We start from the raw sequence: 22,935 nt of genomic DNA on the forward strand, positions 1-22,935 counted from the left end.
TCTGAATTAGTGGTGTTAGAATTAGTTGAATTAGAGAATGTGTAAACACTCATTCGTCTCCCAAGGGATGCCTTTGGCACAAAACTCAATCATTCTATCATTATCATTTTGTTCAATTTCACAAAGGTAATTATTAAACCCGTTTATCCCAATTACTAATTGAGTGTAACCCTCAAACTAAAACCGAAATTACTGAAAGAGGTATTGAAAGATTGTGAGGTATAGGGTTTTGTTATATTAGAATCATAGAATAGTTTGACGCTAAATCGTTGGTTCAGCATATAATCAATACTAGGCCTCAAGGTAATGTTTTTTGCTCCAGATGATACTTCTGCTTCTTGAATGTCGGCCCTGTAGATTACAGTTTTATTATCCCTTACTGCTACGTCAAGCTTAAAATCCATATTGTTATCCATTTTTAACTGCTTGAAGAGCCCGAAAGGGAACCTGAATTTAGTGGTACGATAACCTAAACCAAATACCAAATTGTTTTCAGACAATTGTGCAAGTTGGCTATTGGATAAGCTTAAAGCGATAATTCTGGTTTTATTAACTTCAAAATTGGCGGTGAGGTTATTTTTCAATTTAGTATCAATTCCGATCAAGGGCGCAAATTGTTCAGACATGCTAACCTGGGCGAACTGATACAATGGCAAAAAGTTTTGGACAACATCCCTAGCACTAGAATAACCTGCATTTTCTTGATACTTGAGTAGGCTATTGAACCCATTTACACTATAGGTAGCCCGATAAGTATGCCTTAAGCTCAATTCAGAAAAACGTTCGGCAAGAAAAGGAATTTTTGATAATCCATTATAAGTGATTCTCCAATTAGGCAATGGAATTTTAGGCAAGCTGTTCAAGCTAGCATTGCTCGCATCTTTACCTGTGTAAGCAGCAATAAATGCAGAAATAATTACATCCTGAGAATTTTTGTCATACCCATCTGCAAAACCATTTACTGTTCCGTTAGAATTAGGGTTTAAACTGCCGAGGCGATTAGAAATAACCTGTCTGTTAGCCATAAACTGATTAAACACTGTTGAAACCGTGCTACCGTTTTTATCCTTAAAGGCAGTTCTAAGGGTGATGATGGATACGCTATAATCTCCGGTTGTCGTTGGGCTTAAATTTCTGAAATTGCTGATAGAATTATCATATTTAAAATTGGTAGAATAGTTTAAGGTTCTATTTTTTGTGGCGCTTAACGTAATTCTAAAATCACGTAAGGGCTCTATAGTACTTGTCATCTGGAAATCTTCTCTCAATGTATTGATATACAATTGTGTTTGGAGCGGATCTGTAGTGATCCATCCATTTAACAAGGCCATTTCCCTAATGTCTCTCTGGCTACCAAAAACAAAGCCCAATCCAGGTGCTCCTGTAGCATTATCTATCCCAAAATAGTTTGTTTGGGGCAAATATCCAGGCAAAAATGTACCTTTCGTTTGCGTAAAGGCCACATCTACTTTTTTGATACTGGTTAACAATCCAACCATTACATCAGAAAAGGAACGGGTACTATCGGCCTGATTAACACTCCTCCTTACAAAACCAAATTTATTGTACATCCGATCTAGTGTTAACGAGGGGTTTAACTGTATTGTTCTCGAATTTTGGATGGTATTGCCCAAATTAATGTTAGGGTCCCTTAAGGTAGAAAGCGGTTCGGTTTGCCAGTTAAAGTTTGTTCCATACACTGCTGCCACATTTATAAAATCAAGGCCCGGGATTTTATTGATCGGTAAATTGTATTTAACGTTAAGGTTATGGTTATAATCAGTTGTTCGGCCAAGTGATTTTAAATTCTGCCAAAGTGTATCCCGCTTTAACCCTTCAATCCTTCCTTCTGGTTCATCAACGATAGAGTAATTGGTAGCATCAAAATCGATGCTCAGAGAATTGGTCAGATCCCACGCAATGCCATAGACCCTAGAAATGAGAAAGTTTTTATTAAAGGTGGTGTTAATAGGGATGAAATTATTTGGATCGTTATTGCGTAAGGTATTTTCTGCATAGAATCGATCCACATCAACCCTGAAATTAATTGATCGTGGCAGGAGGGTAAAATTGAAGTCCTTTAATAGTTTTAATGTATTTGATTTGATCAGCTTATCAAAGGGCGTATATATTTTTGGATCGCCCTCGTAGTTATAACCTAAAGAAACCTTATAGGTATTCTGCAAGCTGTTTTCGTTAATGAAATCGCGGTGCGAAAATTTGGTTTGGGCATAAGAAACATTAAAATTCTCTATATCCCACAAATGTGTTTTTGTATCGGTTGGAGCTCTTTCTTTACGTACATTGGTAAAATTTAGGCTGCTTCTGGTGGTATAATCCTGTGCAAAATTTAAAATCGAATCCTTTTGAATACCATTTGCGTTTTTCAAGGCATTTTTTAACTCGATGTCTGGTGTACGTGGATCAAATTGAGGGGTAAGTACCTGCTTAGAAAAACTCACATACATCGGGATTTTTATTCCTGTTTTTTGGGGCAAAAATTTTCCGAGTTCTAAACTTGATGAAACATCAAAAAATGCATTATCAGATCTATTTCGCTCACTTACCTTTTTCTCTAATGAGCCAAAACCAATAGTTGCTTTGCTTCCGGTTATGTTTACATCCGCAAAGTCGGCTAGTTTGGCCGACATTCGAGCCGTAGCTGCCCAACCTCCACGCTCATCGAATTCGGTTAAGCGCAGCTCATTAAACCACACCTGAGCAAACTTAGGCAAACCATCATCGCCCGCTGGCAAAGAAGGGTTTCGCAAAGGATTTTTAAGGCCTAACATATAAACCCGAACCTTGCTCATGTCTGGTTGGCCTTTTACTATGATGGTATTTCTTCCGTCACTATAACTAAATGGAACATTGATAGGCCAGGGAAGTCCCGCGCTCGTACGAGCTACATTTCTTGCAGTTTTTGCTTTTTGGAATAGTTCAAGATCGATATCCATCTTATTGGCATCAGGCCAGATGGCATAGGGATCTGTAGTAAAAGGGGCTGTTACTTTTAATGGCTGATTATATTCGTAATAATTATCTTGATTATCTGTTCCGATTCTTAAAAAAGCGCTTACATCGTTGTCTGCAAGAGGATTAGTTGTGCTCACCTCTTCCAGGTGCATGTACATTTCCAGTCGTTTGTACGATCTAAAATCGTTATTAAGCGCTGTTTTAAAAGCAGCCCGGCCATAACCATCTTTTAAATCCTTAATTATAATAGACAATGATTGTTCATTCTGGCGGGTATCTCCACGATAATTACTAAAATCACGTTCGCGTTCTATGCCAGGAGGAACTACATACGGAATTGGAGATCTCTTTCCATTTTCTTCGATATTTACTGTAGCTACTTCAATTTTAGAATTATCTGGACTTGCAGGAGAGATTGCGGGATCAGCAATTACCTGAGAGGCTTCATTTTTTGCATTAAACTGTCGCCAATCGCCCCTAACCAATTGCATTTTCGCAAATCTTAAAATTGTTGTATCTGCAAAATTGGTCATGAACACACGCATAAACCGAATCGATTTAAAGTCTTGGATGCCACCTACTTTTTGATCATATTGGGCCAGAGGGATACGAAATTGGTACCATGTTACATTTTGGAGCTGACCATTCGCCAATTTAACCTGTGATACCACTTTATCAGTGATGTGATTTTGCCCTACGGTTAATAAATCGCCAGGACGGATAGAAATTCTATATTGAAAATACTCGTCAGACTGGGTCATGTTATTATCCCTATTGATATCTTCACCATCAGGAAGTGAAGTAGAGGCCGAGTTTTCTAATCCTAATTCGGCCTGCGATTGCTGAGAAGTTTTCGAGTTTCCTTCAGTTCCGTTGTAATTTTGGTATCTTCTTAAAATTCCAGCATTAGTGTTATCAAGATTATTTCCTCTAAAATAGGAATAGTCATCCGATGAGGGATCATTCTCAAACACCTGAGCAGCATCTGGATTTAGTTGCGCTTTAATCTGTGTAATTAGTGCCGAAAATTTTACCTTTTCGTTCGCATTTGATAATCCATCCAACCCTACATCCTGCGCTTTTCTTGCATCCGGATCGTTATCAAATGCTTGTACTACAGGTTGTAGTTTGGCAACCCTTCCCCAATTGGTTTCATCATATTTTGTAGGATCGCCATTGGCTGGTAATCCATTTTCTAGGGCTTTCCTTCCATCCTTTAAAATATCTTCAGAGATATTGCCGACATTAAAATACAGATCACCGCCAATAGAACCCGCTTTGTAAATAAATGGATCCAATACCCAAAGCTCGATATACTCGATATTATTTGCTTCAAAATCATTCACATCAATGCGGCGAGAAATCCCCCCCCATCTTGATCTTGGATTATTCAATTGACCGTTTGGCGCAAAACCGGTAGTGGTGTAATTATAAGGGCCACGAATATTGGGATAATAAGCAAGATCTAATGTTGGTAGCCTAATTGATTGTCCTGTGCTTATTTCTTTAAAAGGAAATACCTCTTGCTCAATTATTTCTCGCACATAGTGATTAGAAAGCTCGTTCTTATTATTTTTTAAACTTGAAGGAAGATCCGAAGAGCCTGTGGTATAGAACGTGGGGTCAATATTATAAAATGCGAGCTTAGCCCTATTGTAGCCGTAAGCCAGGTTATTAATCAATTGGGATTCAGGAAAAAGTTGGGGAGTGCCAGAAATTTGCCAAGGAACTGCACTTTTTAGATCCACAATAGAACGAGAAGCCTCAAAATCATCTAAGTAACTAGAACCTCCCTTGTCGCCACCCGAGTTGATTGCACTTGGATGTCCAGGAATTAATTTGGCATATTCTCCAGCAAAAGTAATACTTGAAGGAGCTTTCGTAGAAATGAACGGTAATTTATCTACCAATCTGGTAAGCCAACGGGAGGGCGAACTATAGTTAAAATCCAGTCCGAAAATGGTGTTGGATATGGGCTCTTCTAAATAATTTACTTTCTGCGTTAGCGGTTTCTCGGTTAAGTTCATCAAAGTACCACCAATGCTAAGTTTTGGGCTGATATGATAATCCATCCGTATCCCAAATAGCGACCGTTGCTGCAGGCCAAAGAGTTCGCTGTTTTCGGTATTGATCCGTATGGGCTGACCAGATATTAATATTGCCGTATTTATAATCTTTACCCTACCTCCTTGATAATCTACGGTATAATCTTGGCCTTCTATTAACGGAATTGTACCAGCAAACACCTTCACGGAGCCTTCGGTTACATTGATAGAATTTAGTGAAAATTCTGAGGATATATCAGATTGGTAATTACCCTTGATCACATAGACGTTTTTGTTGCTGAACAATTGTTGCGCCACCACTTTGGTCGAATCATACAATTGCGGATAGGTGTATTTATCGGCCAGGGGCTGTTCTCCGGGCAGATTAAACTTAGCTGCCAAGTCACTACCAAATGGCTCTATCAAAGGAAAAATTACCCTGCCATTTAATGGGTCTATCGTTACATACCCATTGTTGGTATTGCTAATTAATGTACTCAAACTCGCGCCTGAGGGAGAAAAACTGCCAGGCAAAGGATTATTTACGTTCTGTTGAGTTTGGGTAGGTGCAAAAGGTTTATTTTCTGCTTCGAAATCGAAAATACCATCTGGTTTTTTCTCTTTTTGTTGGTTAAGTTGGTCTAGGTTCGTGAGCGTTATGTATTGTTTAAGGGAGGTTCTCGACCCCTCTCTAATAACGGGCATTTCAACTCCGGTCTTATCGTCGATCCTAAAGATATCTAGTTTAAAATTTTGCGGACTTATCTGATATCCACCAATAGCATATATATTTTTCATCATCAGGTCCCAAGTTGGCAAATTGGTTTTGATGGTTTCGTTTTTGAGCAGTTTAGTAAACAGCACCTTTGGGGTTACCTGATCAAAAGCAACATCAGTACTGAATTCTCCAACCTGATATTCTATGCCATTAAACGTATAACGATAGGCTACTGCCAAAACTTCATCTGCATTTAGCGCATTATTTAGGGAGATATACCCTAATTGCGGCTGAAAATTATATTCTCTATCGGTTAGCTTTCGGGCATAGGTAAGCTTAGCAAAATTATCTGTCGAACCATTTGCCTGAAAATATGATATGACGCTATTGCTATTTGTCTGTCGGGCATCAGTTGGCAAATTGGCCAATAAATTATTAGATTGTTGCGGAAATGTGGGGTTGGCAAATGCCGAAGGCAGCACCGATGTACCTCCCGTAACCTGAGCGGTGTTGTAAGGTTGGTTTTCTCCCAGGTCCAAAAAGGCCAATACATCCCTAGAGTCTTGGGTATTTCCTGTTTTATTGGTAATCCAAACCTCAATTTTAGTAACCAATATTCCCGAAAGAATGGTGGGTGGGTTGGCTAAAGAGCGATTGTAGTTATCTCTAAAGTATTTGGCTAAAAAATAGTGCTTATTGGCCTCATAATCGCTACCACTGATCCGATACTCATTCTGCTGTGCACCGTTATTGATTAAGAGCTCTTTTGATTGGGATTTTTGTTGTGAAAAAACCGCTGCAACATCTAGTTTTCCGAACTGCAATTGAGTTTTAACCCCAAATAGGGCCTGAGTACCGTTTATCAAGGTACTGTTTAATGGCAAGCTTACATTACCCGCTTCAATTTTTTTAATGATATCATCTTTTCCACCGGTGTAATCTAACTTGATCTGGTTTTCGAAATCAAACTGAGCTTCGGTATTGTAGTTCATTTTGATTTTCAGTTTTGTCCCGATATTGCCTAGCACATCCATCCTAATGACTTGATTAAAATCGAAATTACTCTGAACACGCTGGCGTTCGTTAAAAAGCGGGTTTTCGTTTTTGTTAATCCTTCCTAAAAAGGTAAGTTCGGCATCACCACGTGGCTGAATATCAATGGTATTGCCTCCAAAAATCTTCTCGAAGACACGGCTATTAACATTAACCGGGGGGATAAGTCCTGTTCTTCTAACTTCATTAATTTCTGAATTGGAAAGATTACGCCAATTTTCGCGTTTTAACTCACTATTTACGAGCCGCAAGTATTGGTCTATAGTTAAATACTGAGGAGGGGAAAATAAGTGATCACCAATTTTTTCGGTAATGATGTATCTCTTGTTGAGCGCATCATAGGTAACCTCTCGTCTTATATTTGAGGGCAAGGTTAAAAAAGGATTAGCGAAATTTCTTAATCCTAAATTCTGCTTTTCCCGTAAATTAAAAGGATTTCTAAGTGAATCAGCTTCTACTCTTGGCGGCGTAACTTGGGAAAATACCCTATTGCCAGCAAGAATAATTAGAAAAAAAACTAGTAGCGTAAGTTTGTTTCTCAATCGCAATCAATTATAAATTCTTTAAAGCTATTTTGATCATTTGCTCTACTGTTAAATCCTGATCAGTATTTTTAACAGCATTGTCTACCGCTTTTTCTGCAACCTGCTTGCCAAAACCCAACATTACTAAAGCAGATAACGCTTCATCTTTAGTCGTATTATGCAACGGCATAGAAATTAGTGAGTCGGGACCTTCCTTTCTCAATTTATCTTGTAGTTCTAAAATAATCCTTTGGGCCGATTTAGCCCCAATTCCCTTAATTTGTTGGATCAGAGCCACATCCGCCTTAATTATAGCTTGTTGTATTTCTGCGGGGGTGATCGAAGAAAGCATCATACGGCATGTGGTCGGCCCGATTCCGGAAACCGAGATCAGATGTAAAAACAACCTTCTTTCCCCTTCTTCGGCAAAGCCATACAGCGTATGCGCATCTTCCTTTATATGTAACCAGGTATAGATTTTGCATCGCTCTGCGTTGCCTAAGGCAGAATAGGTATTCAGCGAAATATTGATGTGGTATCCAACCCCTCCCGCTTCTACCACAACATACGTTGGGCATTTAAATGTCAATTTACCATCAATATATGAGAACATGAATATTATTTTTTAGCGATCCTTTTTAAAATACCTCTTCTTTTTACTGCTGCATTTTCTTCTTTACCCTGCACATCTAATACGGCAATAGTAACCATATTCACGATTTCGCGTACCGAGCTGCCAAGTTGTACAATGTGAACGGGTTTTTTTAGCCCTAATAAAATTGGACCAACAGCTTCGGCGCCACCCAATTCTTGCAAAAGTTTATAGGCAATGTTGCCGGATTCCAAGTTAGGAAAAACTAATGTATTTGCCGGTGCATCTGCTAATCTGCTGAAAGGAAAATTTTCTTTCATTAGAGAATGGTTAATGGCAAAATTTCCCTGCATATCTCCATCAACTACAATGTTGGGATGTTGTTGATGCAGAATTTTTACGGCTTTTCTTACCTTCTCAGGAATAATACCTTCATTTGAACCAAAATTAGAGTAAGAAAGCAATGCAATACGCGGCTGTATATTGAACTTACGGACTGATTTATCCAATAATAGGGTCAAATCTACCAGTTCCTCCACAGTTGGGTCTACATTTACCGTAGTATCACCAAAAAATACCGGTCCTTTTTCAGTCATCATCATGTACATTCCTGCAACACGATTAACGCCATCTTCGGTACCAATTACCTGTAATGCCGGTTTTATGGTAGACACATAATTTTTGGTCAATCCAGAAATCATGGCATCGGCCTGGCCAAATTCTACCATCGAGGCTCCAAAATAATTACGATCTCTCAATAGTTTATTGGCCTCGAAAAGCGTAACACCTCTACGTTGTCTCTTATGGTACAGCGACTCGGCGTATTTTTTCATCATCTGCGGTTCTAAAGCCGGTTCTATTATTTGAACACCATCAAGCTCGAGACCATTTTCTTCAATTATTTGATGAATGATTTCCTTATTTCCTAAAAGGATAGGGATGGCAATGTTATCATCTTTAACAATTTGTGCAGCTTTAAGAATTTTATAATTATCAGCCTCTGCAAAAACAACACGTTTAGGTGCAGATTTCGCTTTGTTGGTAATGGCACGCATAATAGAATCGTCCATTCCTAAACGGCGCTTCAGTTCATCGGCATAAGCATCCCAATCGGTAATTGCTTTTCGGGCTACGCCTGATTCTATGGCTGCTTTTGCAACTGCCATAGAAACGTTGGTCATTAATCGAAAATCCATTGGTTTCGGAATGATATATTCCTTTCCAAACTTGATGTTTCTAGCATTATAGGCCATATTTACAGCTTCTGGAACCGTTTTTCTTGCCAGCTCTGCGATTGCACGCACAGCCGCAATCTTCATTTCTTCATTAATACTGGTTGCACGCACATCCAGTGCTCCCCTAAAAATGTAAGGGAAACCTAACACATTGTTTACCTGGTTGGGGTAATCTGATCTACCCGTGGCCATGATAATATCTTTACGGGCCTTAATGGCCAGTTCATAGGCAATTTCTGGATTTGGATTGGCCATGGCAAAAACTATGGGGTTTTTAGCCATAGATTTTAACATATTAACCGTTACGCAATCTGCTGAGGAAAGACCAATAAAAACATCAGAATCTTTCATAGCCTCTTCCAAGGTATTTAGGTTGCGGCTGGTCACAAATTCTTTTTTAATTGCATCGAGATTTTGGCGGTCACTTCTAATCACACCGCTTCTATCGCACATAACAATATTCTCTTTTTTAGCGCCTAGAGACACATATAAACGAGAACATGAAATTGCGGCAGCACCAGCACCATTTACCACAATCTTAACCTTATCTATTTTTTTCTTTTGTAAGTCGCAGGCATTTAACAATGCGGCCGCAGAAATGATGGCTGTTCCATGCTGATCATCGTGCATTACCGGAATATTCATCTCTTCCTTTAAACGACGCTCGATTTCAAAACATTCCGGCGCTTTGATATCTTCGAGATTAACCCCACCAAAAGTAGGCTCAAGGGCTTTTACGATCTTTACAAAATCATCTACGTTTTTAGTGTCGAGTTCGAGATCAAAAACATCAATATCAGCAAAGATTTTAAAGAGTAGCCCTTTTCCCTCCATAACAGGCTTTCCGGCTTCCGGACCAATGTCTCCCAATCCTAATACTGCGGTTCCGTTGCTTATTACCGCAACTAGGTTTCCTTTTGCGGTATATTTATAAACATCTTCAGTGTTTTCGGCAATTTTTAAACAAGGCTCAGCAACCCCTGGCGAATAGGCCAGTGTAAGGTCTCTCTGCGAAGAATATGGTTTTGTAGGTACAACCTGGATTTTGCCTGGCCGCCCTTGCGAATGATAGTCTAAAGCGTCTTGTTTTCTATTTGTCTTACTCATACAATACTTTTTGGTAACGGGCAAAGTTACAACTTTTGTCGAAGTAAACGGCTTTTAAATGGAAGATGTAAAAGGGAAGATAGAAGAGGGAGGATGTAAAATGGAAGGTAGATGGCTCTAGCAACAAATAACCACATAGGCAGATAGATAACATAGTTAGGTGCTGAAAAACTATGTGCTCTATGTTCTATCTGGTAAAAGATGGAAGAAAAAGTTTAACCTTTTATTTTTAACACCATTCCAGGTTGGAGAACAGCTTTGCTTAACTTATTTGTTTTCTTGATGCTTGCTACCGTAGAGCCTTCAAACTTTTCGGCAATGCCTGATAGTGTGTCTCCCGCTTTAACCTTATAGCTGATGAAACTTGGTTTTGCCGCCACTTTTGGCTCAGCACCATTGGCATAAATGGTTAACTTTTGACCTGGAATAACCGAGTTGTCCTTTAACTTGTTCCAAGCTTTAAGATCCTGCACCTCAACCTTGTTCAGTTCAGCGATTTTACTTAAGCTCTGACCGGGCTTAACTTGATATATCCATACTTTGGGAGCAGCTGTGGTATTGGCCAAAATCTTTTTACGAAGGTCTCTTGCATCATCAGTTGAAGCCAGCCTCACCTCCTGATCAGTTTGAAAATCAGTAGTTAAAATTTCGTAAAGTTTGGCATAGCTGGCTTGTTCTACTTTTGGTAAAATTATTCTTTTAGGCAGGGCCATGGTGCCATTTACAATTTTCTTTTTATAAGATGGATTTAAGCCTACCACTGTTTCTTCATCAAAATTAATGGCCTTTGCCAAATCTGGGAGTGATACAAAATGAGTTACCTGAATGGTATCCGTTTTAATGGTTACTCCAATTGACCGCGCAACAATCTGGTGTGTTTTGGCGTAGTTCATGATGTATACCGTAGCTATAAAAGCGGGCACATAATCACGGGTTTCTTTGGGAAGATACTGCCTGATCTGCCAAAAATCCCTTGAACCTGCTTTATCAATTGCTCTAGTTACGTTGCCCTTGCCGCAGTTGTATGCTGCAATGGCCAAAAGCCAATCGCCTAGTTCTTCGTAGGCATCTCTAAAATATGCTGCGGCGGCGTAGCTTGCCTGAATAGGGTCTTTCCGTTCATCAACAAAATTATCCATGTTTAGTCCGTAAGCTTTGGCCGTGCCGAACATAAACTGCCACATCCCGGTTGCGCCCACCCTCGAAATAGCATGGGGATTCATTTCAGATTCTATGATCGGAAGGTATTTGATCTCGTCAGGAATTTGATATGCCCTTAATGCGTTTTCAAATATGGGGAAGTAGTACGATGATAAACCCAGCATCTTACCTATCAGATCTTTTCTTTTACTGTATTTATCTATGAAACTTTGGACATATTCGTTATAACTCAGTGGCACAATTTTCTGCACCGAATCCAAGCGCAACTTATAGCTTAGATTTTGGTTATAAAATAACGGCTTATCTATTAGCGGGATCGCTACGGTATCTAAAGTACTGGAAGAAACAATGCTTTTTAATAGCGAATCATTCTGTACTGTTTTTTGGGGATTTTGGGCTGATACAGCACTATAAGCAAGAAAATAAAGGAAGGAAAGTACTATTTTTCTCATAGGCTAAAGGTGGGCTGAATCAATCTAATGTTTATCATAACCTTCGTCCAAAAACTGATAGGAAAGGTTAAGCAAATCCTGCTCATTAAAATGTTTGGTCATTAACTGCACACTTAACGGTAAACCACCCTCATTATTGCCTAAAGGGAGGGCAATGGCAGGTATTCCCGCCAAAGAGGCTAACACGGTAAAAATATCCGCCATGTACATTACAAGAGGATCCTGCATATTTTCGCCCATTTTAAAAGCTGGGGTTGGGGTTACCGGACTAAGCAAAAAATCGAAATCAGTGAGCAGGAGTTCTACTTTTTCCCTAATCAATCTTCTTACCTGTTGCGCTTTCTGATAATAAGCATCATAGTACCCTGCGCTTAACACAAAAGTACCCAGCAATATTCGTCTTCTTACTTCTTCACCAAAACCCTCGGCCCTTGATTGTTTATACAGAAGGTTTAAGCTTTCTGCTTGTGTATTTCTATATCCATAGTGTACACCGTCATATCTGGATAAATTGGAAGAAGCTTCTGCAGTAGTTAACACATAATAGGCCGGCACCAAATAGGCCAATAGATCAAAAGAAACATAGCTTACTTCGTGTCCTTGCTGCTTTAATTTTTCGATCGACAATAAAATTGAAGCCTTAATTTGTGGATCTAGGGCTTCATTTTCAATCGTTTCTTTTAATACAGCTATCCTTTTGTTTCCGCTTTGCGAAAGATTTTCTTGATAATTTGAAACGGCTTGAGAAGAGGCGGTGCTATCCAATCCATCAGCTCCTGCTAAAACAGCTAACAGCAAAGCGGCATCGCTTATGGAAGATGTTAAGGTACCCACCTGATCAAAGGAGGAGGCATAGGCAATGATCCCATAACGGGATACACGTCCGTAGGTAGGTTTAAGGCCGATTACTCCACAAAAAGCGGCGGGTTGGCGCACAGAGCCTCCGGTATCGGTGCCTAACGCAGCCAGGCACATATCTGCTTGTACAGCTACTGCTGAGCCTCCAGAAGATCCTCCCGAAACACGCTCATCATCAACAGCATTCTTAACCGGTCCAAAGTAGGAGGTTTCATTAGAACCGCCCATTGCAAATTCATCACAGTTTAATCTACCAATTATAATGGCATCTTCCTTTAGCAACCGATCCACAACTGTTGAAGAATAAGGCGAAACAAAACCATCCAACATTTTTGATGATGCAGAAACCTGATGATCAAGGTAACAGATATTATCTTTAATACCGATAATCATCCCAGCAAGTTTGCCCGCATTACCTGCCTCTATTTTTTGCTGAACACATATTGCCTGCTTGGTAGCAGAATCAAAAAACACCTCATTAAAAGCATTGAGGTGTTGATTTTTTTCTATCTGCTCAAAATAATAGGAAAGGAGGTCCTTTATATTAAGTTGCTTTTTTGCAAGATGGGCCTTTATCTGTACTAAAGAAGTGTATTTCTTCAAAATTTGAATTTAAAAAACAAAAGATGAATAATTATTATACAGGGGGATTGGTATTGTTAGGAGTTGAGGGTGGTGGAGGTGGTGGAGTATTGTTAGTGCCATCTAGACCGTCTTTTCCTTCTTTAAACTCTTTTACACCTTTCCCTAGTCCACGCATTAATTCAGGGATTTTCTTACCTCCAAAAAGCAATAATGCCAAACAAACGATCAGGATTATTTCTGGGGTACCTAGCCCTGCGATTAAAATTGTTGGTTGTGTCATGATATTTATATTAAGTTTTTTAATGTAAAGAAACTATAAATCTGTTTCCTTGTTGTTTTTTACACTTGGTTTTTTAGCAGAACGTTTTTTTACCGTTGCTTTTTGTTCTTCTTCAATAGATTGGATGGGGGCATCTTCTGCTGAGGGATGATGGCTCTCAGCGTTATTCTCCTCGGCCTGTGCCTCTTCTAATTCTTTAGCTTTAGTTTCTTCCTCTTCTAATTCCTTCTCTAGATCTACGTTATTTATGTTGCGATGGATTTCTCGTTTTACGCCTTCCGAAGCATCTTTAAATTCTCTGATTCCTTTACCTAATCCTCTAGCTAATTCGGGCAATTTTTTTCCTCCAAATAACAGCAGTACAACCACCATGATGAGCATTACCTCACCGCCTCCCATGTTTAAAAACTCTAATAATATGCCTGAGTACATCTTTAATTAATTATTCTACAAATATAGACAAATAAAACTCCCAATAGTTTATCTGGCCAACCAACTTTCGGGGTTTTGGGGTGTACTTCCCCTTCTGATCTGGAATCCAACTTCAGGTACGCCTTCCGTGATTCCGGCAATTCCGATGTTTTGTTTAGTAGTTACTTTATCCCCTTTAGAAACACTAACACTTTTTAAATTCTCGTATATGGTGAAATATTCACCGTGTTTGATCATTACAAAAAACTTTCCAAACTTATCAAAAACATACGAGACAGTTCCGTTAAATACCGACCTTACGCCCGCTCCTTCACTTGTTTGATAGATAATCCCCTCGTGGTTATCAAGTGCCTGATCTACTTTTACGATCCCAAAACGGCTTGTAATGTATCCGGTAGTAACCGGAGCTGGCAAACTTCCTTTATTGCTCTCGAATGCATTCGAAAGTTTTTCGGCTTCTGGGGTAGCCCTCAATAATTCGCTTGTAGTTTTTGGTTTAGTTGAGGCTACAGGGGCTGGTCTATTTTCGGCCTTGGCCTTAGCAGCGGCAACCTTTGCAGCTTCCCTTGCTTCGTCTTCCGCTCTTTTACGCTCTAATGCAATTAATCTATTAATTTCATCCCTAACTTGGCGATCTATGGCAGCACGCTGTTGTTTCTTTTTTTGGATATCCTGAGTAAACTGCCTTTCTTGTCTGCTAAGCTGATTTAATACCACAGCCTGTTCGCTTTTCTTTTTATCTAATCGGTTCTTTTCGTTAAGCTGCTCCTTTAACAAATTGGTTTTGCTCTTCAGATCTTGATCTAGCACATTGATCTGAATATTTAGATCTTTTTCTGTCCCCTGAATATAAGCGGCCTGTTTTTTACGGTACTGACCAAACTGTTGTAAATATTTAATTCTTTTGTAAGCCTGATTAAAATCCTTGGCCGCAAAAATAAACATCATTTTATCGTATTGATTTCTGTTGCGCTGAGCAAACCTGATCATCCCTGCATATTCCTTTTTGAGATCAACCAACCTACTTTGCAGGTTATGGACCTTTCCAGTGTTTTCTGTAATTTTATGATCGAGGCTCCTCATTTCCGAGTTGATGGTAGAAATCTTATCCTGCATCAAACGAACCTGGGCCTTTATCGTGTTGATTTGGCTTAACGTTAATCGCTTTCCGTTGGTGGTTTTATTTAGGTTTTTTTGTGCTAGCTCGATCTGTCTTTCAATTGCCTCCTTTTTTAGCTTAAGTTCTTTAAGCTCTCTGGATGTTTCTTGGGCAAAACTGGTTGAGCATATTGCTACAAGCAGCAGAGAAAAAAATAGTTTGTATAGCTTCATTGCACCAAAAATATAAAATTTTAGTTGATTACCTCGAAATTTTTAGGAACTGAAAACGGAAAATCAACCGGGACATTGCTTTCTATCTTTACAAACTCAATATCGATCTTAATTGATTTTGCTCCAGACATAGAGCTGATTTTTAGATTTGACGGAAAAAGAGCATTGTTAACGGAGATGTAATCGCCATAATTAACTTTAAACGCTTGGGCAGATTTCGCATCGTTCAATGTGGTTTCCGTTATTTTTAACAAGGTGTTAAATACACTGCGATAAGCTAAATCGCCAGCTGTACCGCTTAGCACCCAAACTCCATTTTCTTGTACCAAAGCTGATTTTTCGTTCATAAAATCACCTATGGTATTGCCAGAAATTACGGCTTGCAAAAGGCTGAAATTAATTTGCTTGTTCGTAAATCCGTAGATATAACTAAAAGGTTTTTTGGTATATGTTTTTTGTAGCCTATTTAGCAGCAAGAGGCTATCTGGAGTAATTACGGCTCTAGCTCCCTCGATACCAGCAATACCAGTTACACTTACCCATATCTTTTTATCTTTTTGGATCCTGATGTTCATGGTTACATTATTTTCATCACCATTGACATTTAAATTGGCTTTACCCTTTAGAGACAAGGTATTAAAAGATAGGTCTTTACTTTTTAGGAGCTGAAGATTTTGAGGCTTCTCGTCTACTTTAACTACACTGCTTTCCTGACTCCCTGAAACTGGAGGAGTGGTTACGATCACTTTTTTAGGTCTGCAGCCTACGCTAAACAACAGGCATGCAACTATCAGAAAGCTATTTAATGTACTTCTTTTCATTGATTTTTTTATTAAGTTTTTCGGAATCATTTCCGGCTTGTTTGGCTTTTTGCCATTGCACTACCGCAGCATCTTTATCCCCTTTCAAGAAAAGGATATCGCCATAGTGCTCCAAGTAAACGGGATTTGAAGCCTCATTGTTTTGTAAAGCTTTCTGTATAAAGTTCTGCGCCAGATCATATTTGCCCAATTTGAAAAGAACAATGGCATAGGTGTCAAGTACAGAAGCGTTTTTGGGCATTGCAATAGCCGCTTTTGAAGCGAGTGTTTCGGCTTTGCTCAAATTCTGATTTCTTAACGCCAAATAATAGGCATAATTGCTTAGGGTTAAATAATTATCTGGGGCTAATGCAATGGCTTTATCAAATGCAAGATCTGCTTCTTTTAGTTTTTCTTGATCAATAAAAACTTCTGCCTGAAGTGCAAATATCATTGCCTTTAAATTATTATCATCCCCATCTAACTGCAAAGCTGATTTGATTTCGATACCCGATTCTGCATTCTGACCATTTCTATGCAAAGCAAAAGCTCGATAATAGTATAAAATTGCTTGATTGGGGTAGATCGAAATGGCATCTTCACCTGTTTTAATGGCATCGGTATATTGTCCAAGTAAAGTTTGAATCCCCAATAACTTTTCCCAAGCGGGATAGAGTTGGTCTGATATTTTAAGCGCTTGCTGATAGTTTTCTTTTGCCAAATTGAGATTACCCTGTTGATATAAAACGTCGCCGTATAAGGCCATTAATTTAGGATCGTTGGGATGCGTTTTAACTGCAATTTGCGTTAGATCTGTCGCATCTTTAACCACCAATGGATTATTGAATCTTGGCAACATTTGGCTAACAATCTTAATCTTGCTAGCTACAGGCATATTTACGTTTGCAAAAGCGGTTTTGAGGGGACCTATAGCCAGTTCATTGTTTTTTTCTGTTTGATAGATATCGGCCATTGCCAAATCTATTTCAAAATTTTCTGGTTCAATGGTTTTGGCCTTTTGCAGCAAAGCTAAAGCTTCATCTTTTTTGTTTTTCTCTAGCAAAACACCACTTAAGTAGAGGTAGTTTTTTACATCTGCCGGATTATCGGTCAGCAGTTTATTTATTGCCTCATTAGTTGGAACAGTTCCGCTCTGAACCGTTATCCGCTGTTTGGCAAGGGTTAACTCGCTTGATGGACCAAACTTCTTTTCTATCACCTCATAAGCATTTTGAGCTTCTTCGGTTTTACCGGCAATGAGGTAGGCATTGGCCCTGTCGAAATACAGATCAATACTTTCTGGGGCAAGCTGGATAAGCTGTGTAAAAACAACAACCAAGGCTTCCATATTTCCATTGCGCTTATAAATTTCTGCTTGTAACTTAAGGTACCAGCTGTTAGCTGCATCTAAGCTGATTGCTTTTTTTACAAAGGTTTCTGCCTCTAGAAGTTTATTCTGACGGAAATTTAAAGTCGCCAACTCAAAATAAGCTGCAGCATTTTTTGGATCAATGGCGATAATTTTAGTAAAATTAGCGTTCGCATTGGTATAGTTTTCGGCCATTTTTTCTTTAAGGCCTGCAAAAAAGAGTTCCTTTATGGCATTATTCTCCATCCCAGCCGGCAAAGGCGGGTCTTGTCCATACAGTAAAGTATGGCAGCAAATAAATAAAAGTAGGATTATTTTAAACTTCATATTACGCTTTGCGGATGATTTCACTGATTAAAGATGATTTCACCGATTTTAGTAAACTTGTATATGCATTTTTCCAACCTTCTAACCTTTCGCTTCGCGGATGATTACACCGATTAGAAGATTACACCGATTTGTTAATTGTTTGTCCAAATTTTTCCATCTTCCATCTTCCATCTTCCAATTTCCATTACTCCCAACTCACTTCCCCGTATGCCCATATCCTCCAGAACCACGATCAGTATCGCTTAATGCGGCTACACTTTCCCAGCTAATGGTTTCATGCTTGGCGATCACCATTTGAGCAATTCGATCTCCGTTATTAATTACAAAATCAACTTCAGAAAGATTAACCAATAACACTTTGATCTCACCTCTATAATCGGCATCAATTGTTCCGGGAGAATTCACAATTCCAATTCCATGTTTATAGGCCAATCCGCTCCGTGGTCTAATCTGTGCTTCATACCCGATGGGTAATTCGATGTGTAAACCTGTTGGAACCAAAAGACGTTGCAAAGGTTTAATCACGATTTCTTCCGGAGTGAATGCTCTTAGGTCCATACCGGCAGCATGCGCTGTTTCATAGGCTGGAAGTGGATGATTGGAGTGATTAATAATATTAATTTTCATGCTGCGTGGTGGAGAGTATGCTTTTGATGTTATCCTTTTCCATAAAATAAATACCTGTTAAAAATAAAATAAACAGGCCATTACCAATAAAAATATTCTGTTCAAATATATAAAATGATAGATATACCAACATAATTGCAACGCCCAAATAAGCAATCATTCTTTTAAGATTATATGGAATTGGATAGAATTTTTGACCTAAACAGTAAGAGATGATCATAATGATTAAATAAGCCATCATACTTACCCAAGCAGAGGCCATATAGCTGTATTTTGGAATTAAGACAATATTCATCACTATTGTAAAGATGGCCCCTATCATAGATATGTATAAACCATAACGTGTTTGGTCAGACAATCGGTACCATACCGATAAATTCATATAGATGCCCAAACACACATATCCAAACAGCAGAAGAGGTACTGCAGGCAGACCTACCCAATATTTGGCATCGATAAAGTGCTTTAACAGGTCGATATTTGCAATAAGGCCTACAAAAAGAATAGCCAGTGCCAACACAAAATAGTTTAATATATTGGCATAGGTAGTTTTTGCATTTTCGTTTTTAGCGTGTCCGAAAAAGAAAGGCTCTGCCCCTAATCTAAAAGCTGTATTGAAAATACTTATAAATATGGCCAATTTACAAACTGCCCCATAAATTCCGGTTTCATGATCGGCAATGTTTTCAGGAAGGTATTTGCTCAATAAAATTTTATCCAGATTTTCATTGATAATAAATGAAAGGTTGGCAGCCAAAATTGGCCAACTATAACCAAACATCTTGATAAACAAGGGGCGATCAAACTTTAACTGAAGCGCTAAGAACTCTGGAAGCAGCATTAGTAACGTAACTATGCTCGCAATAAGATTTGATACAAAAACATACCCTACCCAATTATGCTTAAACCATCCAGCTAACCATTCGTGGCCTAAACCACTAGTTTTTATAGTTGAAGGGATTACATAAATAAAAACAAGGTTTAGCGCTACAAAGACCCCAATATTTACAAATTTGATCAAGCTGTATTTAAAAGGTTTCCCATCAGCTCTTAGCTTAGCAAATGGGATTATGCAAATTGCGTCTATAAATAAGATCCAAATGAGGTACTGAACATATTTCTTTTGATCGGCAAAACTCGCCAAAGCATCGCTACCTAATGTAAATCTTGCAAAATTGTCTGTAAAGGCCAGTCCGGTAAGTAAGAACAATATGGATATAAAACCAATAACCAAAAAACTGGTATTGTATATTTCCTGCTTTTTATCTTCGTGCTTATTGAGATACCTGAAAAAAGTAGTTTCCATCCCAAATGCCAAAATCGGAGTGATAATAGAGGCATAACTAAACATTTTTGTGAAAATACCATAAACGCCTTCTACATAAACCCTCGTATAAATTGGGGTTAAAATGAAGTTAAACAACCTTGAAAAAATGGTACTTAAACCATACACAAGGGTCTGACCAGCGAATTTTTTATATACAGACATTTGCGTATCGCGATATTCGTATTGCGTAGTGCGATGGGTCATCAACAATATAGCAATCCAACAATTTAACAATTAGATTTTTTTGGGTTACCAAAGCAAGTTCTTTTTAACAACTTCAAAGTTGCGATAATTTTTAGATTCTCCATCTACAACCTCCACATTTTCTACCTTTGCTTTTTCGGGCCCTTCCTTGCACCAATCAATGAACATCGACAGAGTTGATTCATCGCCCTCTGCTTCTACATACACCGACCCGTCCTTTTCATTTTTAACAAGGCCTTTAATCCCCATCTGGTCTGCTACAGCTTTTGTGCTTGCCCTAAAAAATACGCCCTGTACCTTGCCTGTAATTTTAATGTTGATGTGTTTCATTGAGAATTGATGTTTTTGAAGTTGGTCCGATAGCCATCGGAGTTGTAAAATTAGAATGTTTGAAATGAACCTTTAAACCGGACTTGTAAAAGCCACTTTGGCAAAACAGAATGTAAATATCGCATAGATCAGCAGTGGAAGGAGTAAAATAAATAACATTTCATGGTGCGAAAGTAGATATTTGAGGATTGCCAAACCTCCGATCATATAATGAGCAAAATTTGCAATTGCTACAGGTTTGCTATAAATACCGCCAATCAGATTTGCTCTGGCAGTCCAGTTTAAAAATGCAAAACCCAAATATAATGCACCAAGGAGCTGGACAAACAATGAAAGGAATTTTACCCAGTCGAGCCCCATCATCATCAATAGTTCATTGGGCAAAAAAGTAAAAAGAATACCCATAAAACCTAAAGTTAAGGCACTCATCGACATTAAAAATTTTGTGTTCATTCTTATCAGATAGGTAATGCTTTAATTATTTCTTTTGTTTTGATAAACTCATTCCAAATTTCCTGTAAGATAAGGGCTGCGGGTTTAATTTCATTCAGCATAGCTGAGATCTGCCCAATTTCTAGTTCACCTTGCTGCATATCGCCTTCAAACATACCTAATTTTGCCCTTGCTCTCCCCAACAATTCTACTAATGTTGCCGCATTTGCGCCATCAGCCTCTGCTTGGGCAACTGCATCTGCAAATTCATTTTTAAGAAGCCGTACAGGTACCAGTTTTTTCATTCTTAGTTTGGTATCTCCCTCTAAAGCATGGATGATCCGATCTTTAAAATTTGGATGCGCTGAGGATTCTTCGGCCACTGCAAATGCCGACCCAATTTGAACCCCATCGGCTCCTAGAGCGAAGGCAGCCAGCATTGCTTTGCCACTCGCTATGCCACCCGCGGCAATTATCGGGATGGTTACAGTAGCTTTAATCATCGGAATAAGACATAAAGTGGTAGTTTCTTCCCTACCATTGTGTCCACCAGCTTCGAAACCTTCTGCTACGATTGCATCAACACCACATTCCTGTGCTTTTAGGGCAAACTTGGTATTGGCAATTACATGAACCACGGTAATTCCATTCTCTTTTAAAAAGGATGTCCATGTGGCAGGATTGCCTGCTGATGTGAATACAATCTTTACTTTTTCCTGTACCAGGATATTCATAATCTCTTTCACGTTCGGATAAAGTAAGGGTACATTTACAGCAAAAGATGCAGAAGTAGACTTTTTGCATTTCTGGATATGCGATCTTAGCACGTCTGGGTACATGGATCCGGCCCCAATAATGCCCAATCCGCCGGCATTAGAAACCGCAGAAGCTAACCTCCACCCACTGCACCACACCATTCCGGCCTGAATAATCGGATACTTAATATTAAAAAGTTGGGTAATTGGATTAGTCATTCAGTTAAAATAAGCGTTTTATTTGGGTTTCATCCTCAATACTTCCATTTTCATCCAATTTGATCAGATTAATCCCTGGCTTTTTACCGATTTCGAAACTACCAAATTGCGAATCTATTCCTAAAAATTCGGCCCCATTTAATGTTGCCCATTTTATGGATTCTTCGAAGGGAATTTGCTTGTGGTCCTGTAATGTCTTCATCTCAGCCAAAATATTAAGCTGATGATTACTGGCCAAACTATCCGTACCAAGGGTAATCTTTAGCTTTTCGTCTCTAAAAAGCATTACATCTGGCAAGCTATCTTCGATGTATAAATTGGCATTCGGACAAAGGCACCAATATAATTTTTGATGCTGCTGCCTTGCAAAATCCAAATCAGCCTTATGGCTAAAAGTATTGTGCACTAAAAGTGTATTTATCGTTTTGGGCAATTGCGGAAGGTGATAATTAAGCGCATTTTTTTTAGAATTATGGGCATCACTCTGTGCAATACCCATGGCTGTAAAGAAATCTGAAAATGCCCCCGTACCCGATTCGAACAATTCATTTTCTCCAACGGTTTCTTGGTTATGAATGCTCAAAATATCAGTTTCGGTGGTAAGTTTACTAATCTCATTAAATAAGTCCGAAGAGACCGAATAGGGTGCGTGAGGTACGATAGATGCCTTTAACGGAGCGAAATCATTTTTAATCACCCTTCCTTTTGCGACGGTCTCCGCGGCGGGACCATTAAAGCCAAATACTTCCACAAACGTGTGATAATAGATCTTACTTTCGAGTTTTACAGTTTTAGAGATTACTTGATTTGAAATATCGCCTACGGCTACAATGCCATTGGCATACATTTGATGATCCGCCCGCTGCATTGCTGCTATAATTTTATCGGATGGTTGATCCCGGATGGATAAAATTTCCCTAATAAAGCCTGTTAAACCAGTTTTCTCCGAAATCTTATTTTCTAGATGGGAAAGTTCCAAATGGCAGTGCGTATTGATAAAGCCCGGCACTAAAACGCCGTTGTACCTCTCAATATGTTCTATTTCCTGATTTTCAGCTTCGCTGGATGTGAGCACAACGTTGATGCTCCCATCCGGGTTTACTCCTATCACCCCCTCTCTTATTGGAGCTGCAGTTATGGGGTAAATGAAATCAGCAGAAATATATCTAACCATATCACAAATTAAGTCATA

General features: G+C 38.9%; 16 protein-coding genes. All 16 read right to left on the minus strand.

What is annotated here, in order from left to right:
- Window positions 1–155: 155 nt before the first annotated feature.
- Window positions 156–7,334 (minus strand): T9SS outer membrane translocon Sov/SprA, encoded by a 7,179-nt coding sequence (gene sov, locus AC6H0V_RS12605; protein WP_497560540.1) that lies wholly within the window; start codon window positions 7,332–7,334, stop codon window positions 156–158.
- A 10-nt stretch (window positions 7,335–7,344) separates the two neighbouring features.
- Window positions 7,345–7,929 carry a Holliday junction branch migration protein RuvA gene (gene ruvA / locus AC6H0V_RS12610; RefSeq protein WP_497560541.1) on the minus strand — a complete coding sequence of 195 codons (585 nt, stop codon included), beginning with the start codon at window positions 7,927–7,929 and terminating at the stop codon, window positions 7,345–7,347.
- A 5-nt stretch (window positions 7,930–7,934) separates the two neighbouring features.
- Entirely contained in the window at window positions 7,935–10,250 is a 2,316-nt protein-coding gene (locus AC6H0V_RS12615) for an NADP-dependent malic enzyme (protein WP_497560542.1), read from the minus strand.
- A gap of 215 nt (window positions 10,251–10,465) precedes the next feature.
- On the minus strand, window positions 10,466–11,863 hold the full coding sequence (locus AC6H0V_RS12620; protein ID WP_497560543.1) for a lytic transglycosylase domain-containing protein: 1,398 nt from the start codon (window positions 11,861–11,863) through the stop codon (window positions 10,466–10,468).
- A 24-nt stretch (window positions 11,864–11,887) separates the two neighbouring features.
- Entirely contained in the window at window positions 11,888–13,324 is a 1,437-nt protein-coding gene (gatA, locus tag AC6H0V_RS12625) for an Asp-tRNA(Asn)/Glu-tRNA(Gln) amidotransferase subunit GatA (protein ID WP_497560544.1), read from the minus strand.
- 34 nt (window positions 13,325–13,358) lie between these two features.
- The gene (locus tag AC6H0V_RS12630) at window positions 13,359–13,586 is read right to left on the minus strand and encodes a Sec-independent protein translocase subunit TatA/TatB (protein WP_497560545.1); all 228 of its coding nucleotides are present in this window, start codon (window positions 13,584–13,586) and stop codon (window positions 13,359–13,361) included.
- A 33-nt stretch (window positions 13,587–13,619) separates the two neighbouring features.
- Window positions 13,620–14,018: a Sec-independent protein translocase subunit TatA/TatB gene (locus AC6H0V_RS12635; protein ID WP_497560546.1), complete on the minus strand. Its 399-nt coding sequence runs from the start codon at window positions 14,016–14,018 to the stop codon at window positions 13,620–13,622.
- Between the two features lie 48 nt (window positions 14,019–14,066).
- Window positions 14,067–15,350 (minus strand): murein hydrolase activator EnvC family protein, encoded by a 1,284-nt coding sequence (locus AC6H0V_RS12640; RefSeq protein WP_497560547.1) that lies wholly within the window; start codon window positions 15,348–15,350, stop codon window positions 14,067–14,069.
- Window positions 15,351–15,370: 20 nt separating this feature from the next.
- On the minus strand, window positions 15,371–16,171 hold the full coding sequence (gene lolB1, locus AC6H0V_RS12645) for a lipoprotein insertase outer membrane protein LolB1 (protein ID WP_497560548.1): 801 nt from the start codon (window positions 16,169–16,171) through the stop codon (window positions 15,371–15,373).
- Window positions 16,149–17,846, minus strand: coding sequence for a tetratricopeptide repeat protein (locus tag AC6H0V_RS12650; RefSeq protein ID WP_497560549.1), 1,698 nt, complete (start codon window positions 17,844–17,846; stop codon window positions 16,149–16,151). Before AC6H0V_RS12650 ends, lolB1 begins: the two co-directional genes overlap by 23 nt.
- Before the next feature lie 198 nt (window positions 17,847–18,044).
- A complete protein-coding gene (gene dut, locus AC6H0V_RS12655) occupies window positions 18,045–18,476 on the minus strand; it encodes a dUTP diphosphatase (RefSeq protein ID WP_497560550.1) in 432 nt (143 codons plus the stop codon).
- Window positions 18,466–20,037, minus strand: a complete 1,572-nt coding sequence (locus tag AC6H0V_RS12660) for a lipopolysaccharide biosynthesis protein (protein WP_497560551.1) — start codon at window positions 20,035–20,037, stop codon at window positions 18,466–18,468. Before AC6H0V_RS12660 ends, dut begins: the two co-directional genes overlap by 11 nt.
- Window positions 20,038–20,052: 15 nt before the next feature.
- On the minus strand, window positions 20,053–20,337 hold the full coding sequence (locus AC6H0V_RS12665; RefSeq protein WP_497560552.1) for an acylphosphatase: 285 nt from the start codon (window positions 20,335–20,337) through the stop codon (window positions 20,053–20,055).
- 72 nt (window positions 20,338–20,409) lie between these two features.
- A complete protein-coding gene (locus AC6H0V_RS12670; protein WP_497560553.1) occupies window positions 20,410–20,790 on the minus strand; it encodes a hypothetical protein in 381 nt (126 codons plus the stop codon).
- A gap of 5 nt (window positions 20,791–20,795) precedes the next feature.
- Window positions 20,796–21,743 carry an NAD(P)H-dependent flavin oxidoreductase gene (locus AC6H0V_RS12675; protein ID WP_497560554.1) on the minus strand — a complete coding sequence of 316 codons (948 nt, stop codon included), beginning with the start codon at window positions 21,741–21,743 and terminating at the stop codon, window positions 20,796–20,798.
- A gap of 4 nt (window positions 21,744–21,747) precedes the next feature.
- Window positions 21,748–22,917 (minus strand): amidohydrolase family protein, encoded by a 1,170-nt coding sequence (locus AC6H0V_RS12680; RefSeq protein ID WP_497560555.1) that lies wholly within the window; start codon window positions 22,915–22,917, stop codon window positions 21,748–21,750.
- Between the last annotated feature and the right edge of the window lie 18 nt (window positions 22,918–22,935).

The sequence above is a fragment of the Pedobacter sp. NO84 genome, assembly GCF_059703915.1.

Excerpts from the sequence above, each read along its gene's own strand:
- AC6H0V_RS12635 (WP_497560546.1), bottom strand. The coding sequence starts at position 14,018 with ATGTACTCAGGCATATTATTAGAGTTTTTAAACATGGGAGGCGGTGAG.
- AC6H0V_RS12620 (WP_497560543.1), bottom strand. The coding sequence starts at position 11,863 with ATGAGAAAAATAGTACTTTCCTTCCTTTATTTTCTTGCTTATAGTGCT.
- lolB1 (WP_497560548.1), bottom strand. The coding sequence starts at position 16,171 with ATGAAAAGAAGTACATTAAATAGCTTTCTGATAGTTGCATGCCTGTTG.
- AC6H0V_RS12680 (WP_497560555.1), bottom strand. The coding sequence starts at position 22,917 with ATGGTTAGATATATTTCTGCTGATTTCATTTACCCCATAACTGCAGCT.
- AC6H0V_RS12670 (WP_497560553.1), bottom strand. The coding sequence starts at position 20,790 with ATGAACACAAAATTTTTAATGTCGATGAGTGCCTTAACTTTAGGTTTT.
- AC6H0V_RS12615 (WP_497560542.1), bottom strand. The coding sequence starts at position 10,250 with ATGAGTAAGACAAATAGAAAACAAGACGCTTTAGACTATCATTCGCAA.
- dut (WP_497560550.1), bottom strand. The coding sequence starts at position 18,476 with ATGAAAATTAATATTATTAATCACTCCAATCATCCACTTCCAGCCTAT.
- AC6H0V_RS12650 (WP_497560549.1), bottom strand. The coding sequence starts at position 17,846 with ATGAAGTTTAAAATAATCCTACTTTTATTTATTTGCTGCCATACTTTA.
- ruvA (WP_497560541.1), bottom strand. The coding sequence starts at position 7,929 with ATGTTCTCATATATTGATGGTAAATTGACATTTAAATGCCCAACGTAT.
- AC6H0V_RS12675 (WP_497560554.1), bottom strand. The coding sequence starts at position 21,743 with ATGACTAATCCAATTACCCAACTTTTTAATATTAAGTATCCGATTATT.
- AC6H0V_RS12640 (WP_497560547.1), bottom strand. The coding sequence starts at position 15,350 with ATGAAGCTATACAAACTATTTTTTTCTCTGCTGCTTGTAGCAATATGC.
- AC6H0V_RS12665 (WP_497560552.1), bottom strand. The coding sequence starts at position 20,337 with ATGAAACACATCAACATTAAAATTACAGGCAAGGTACAGGGCGTATTT.
- AC6H0V_RS12630 (WP_497560545.1), bottom strand. The coding sequence starts at position 13,586 with ATGACACAACCAACAATTTTAATCGCAGGGCTAGGTACCCCAGAAATA.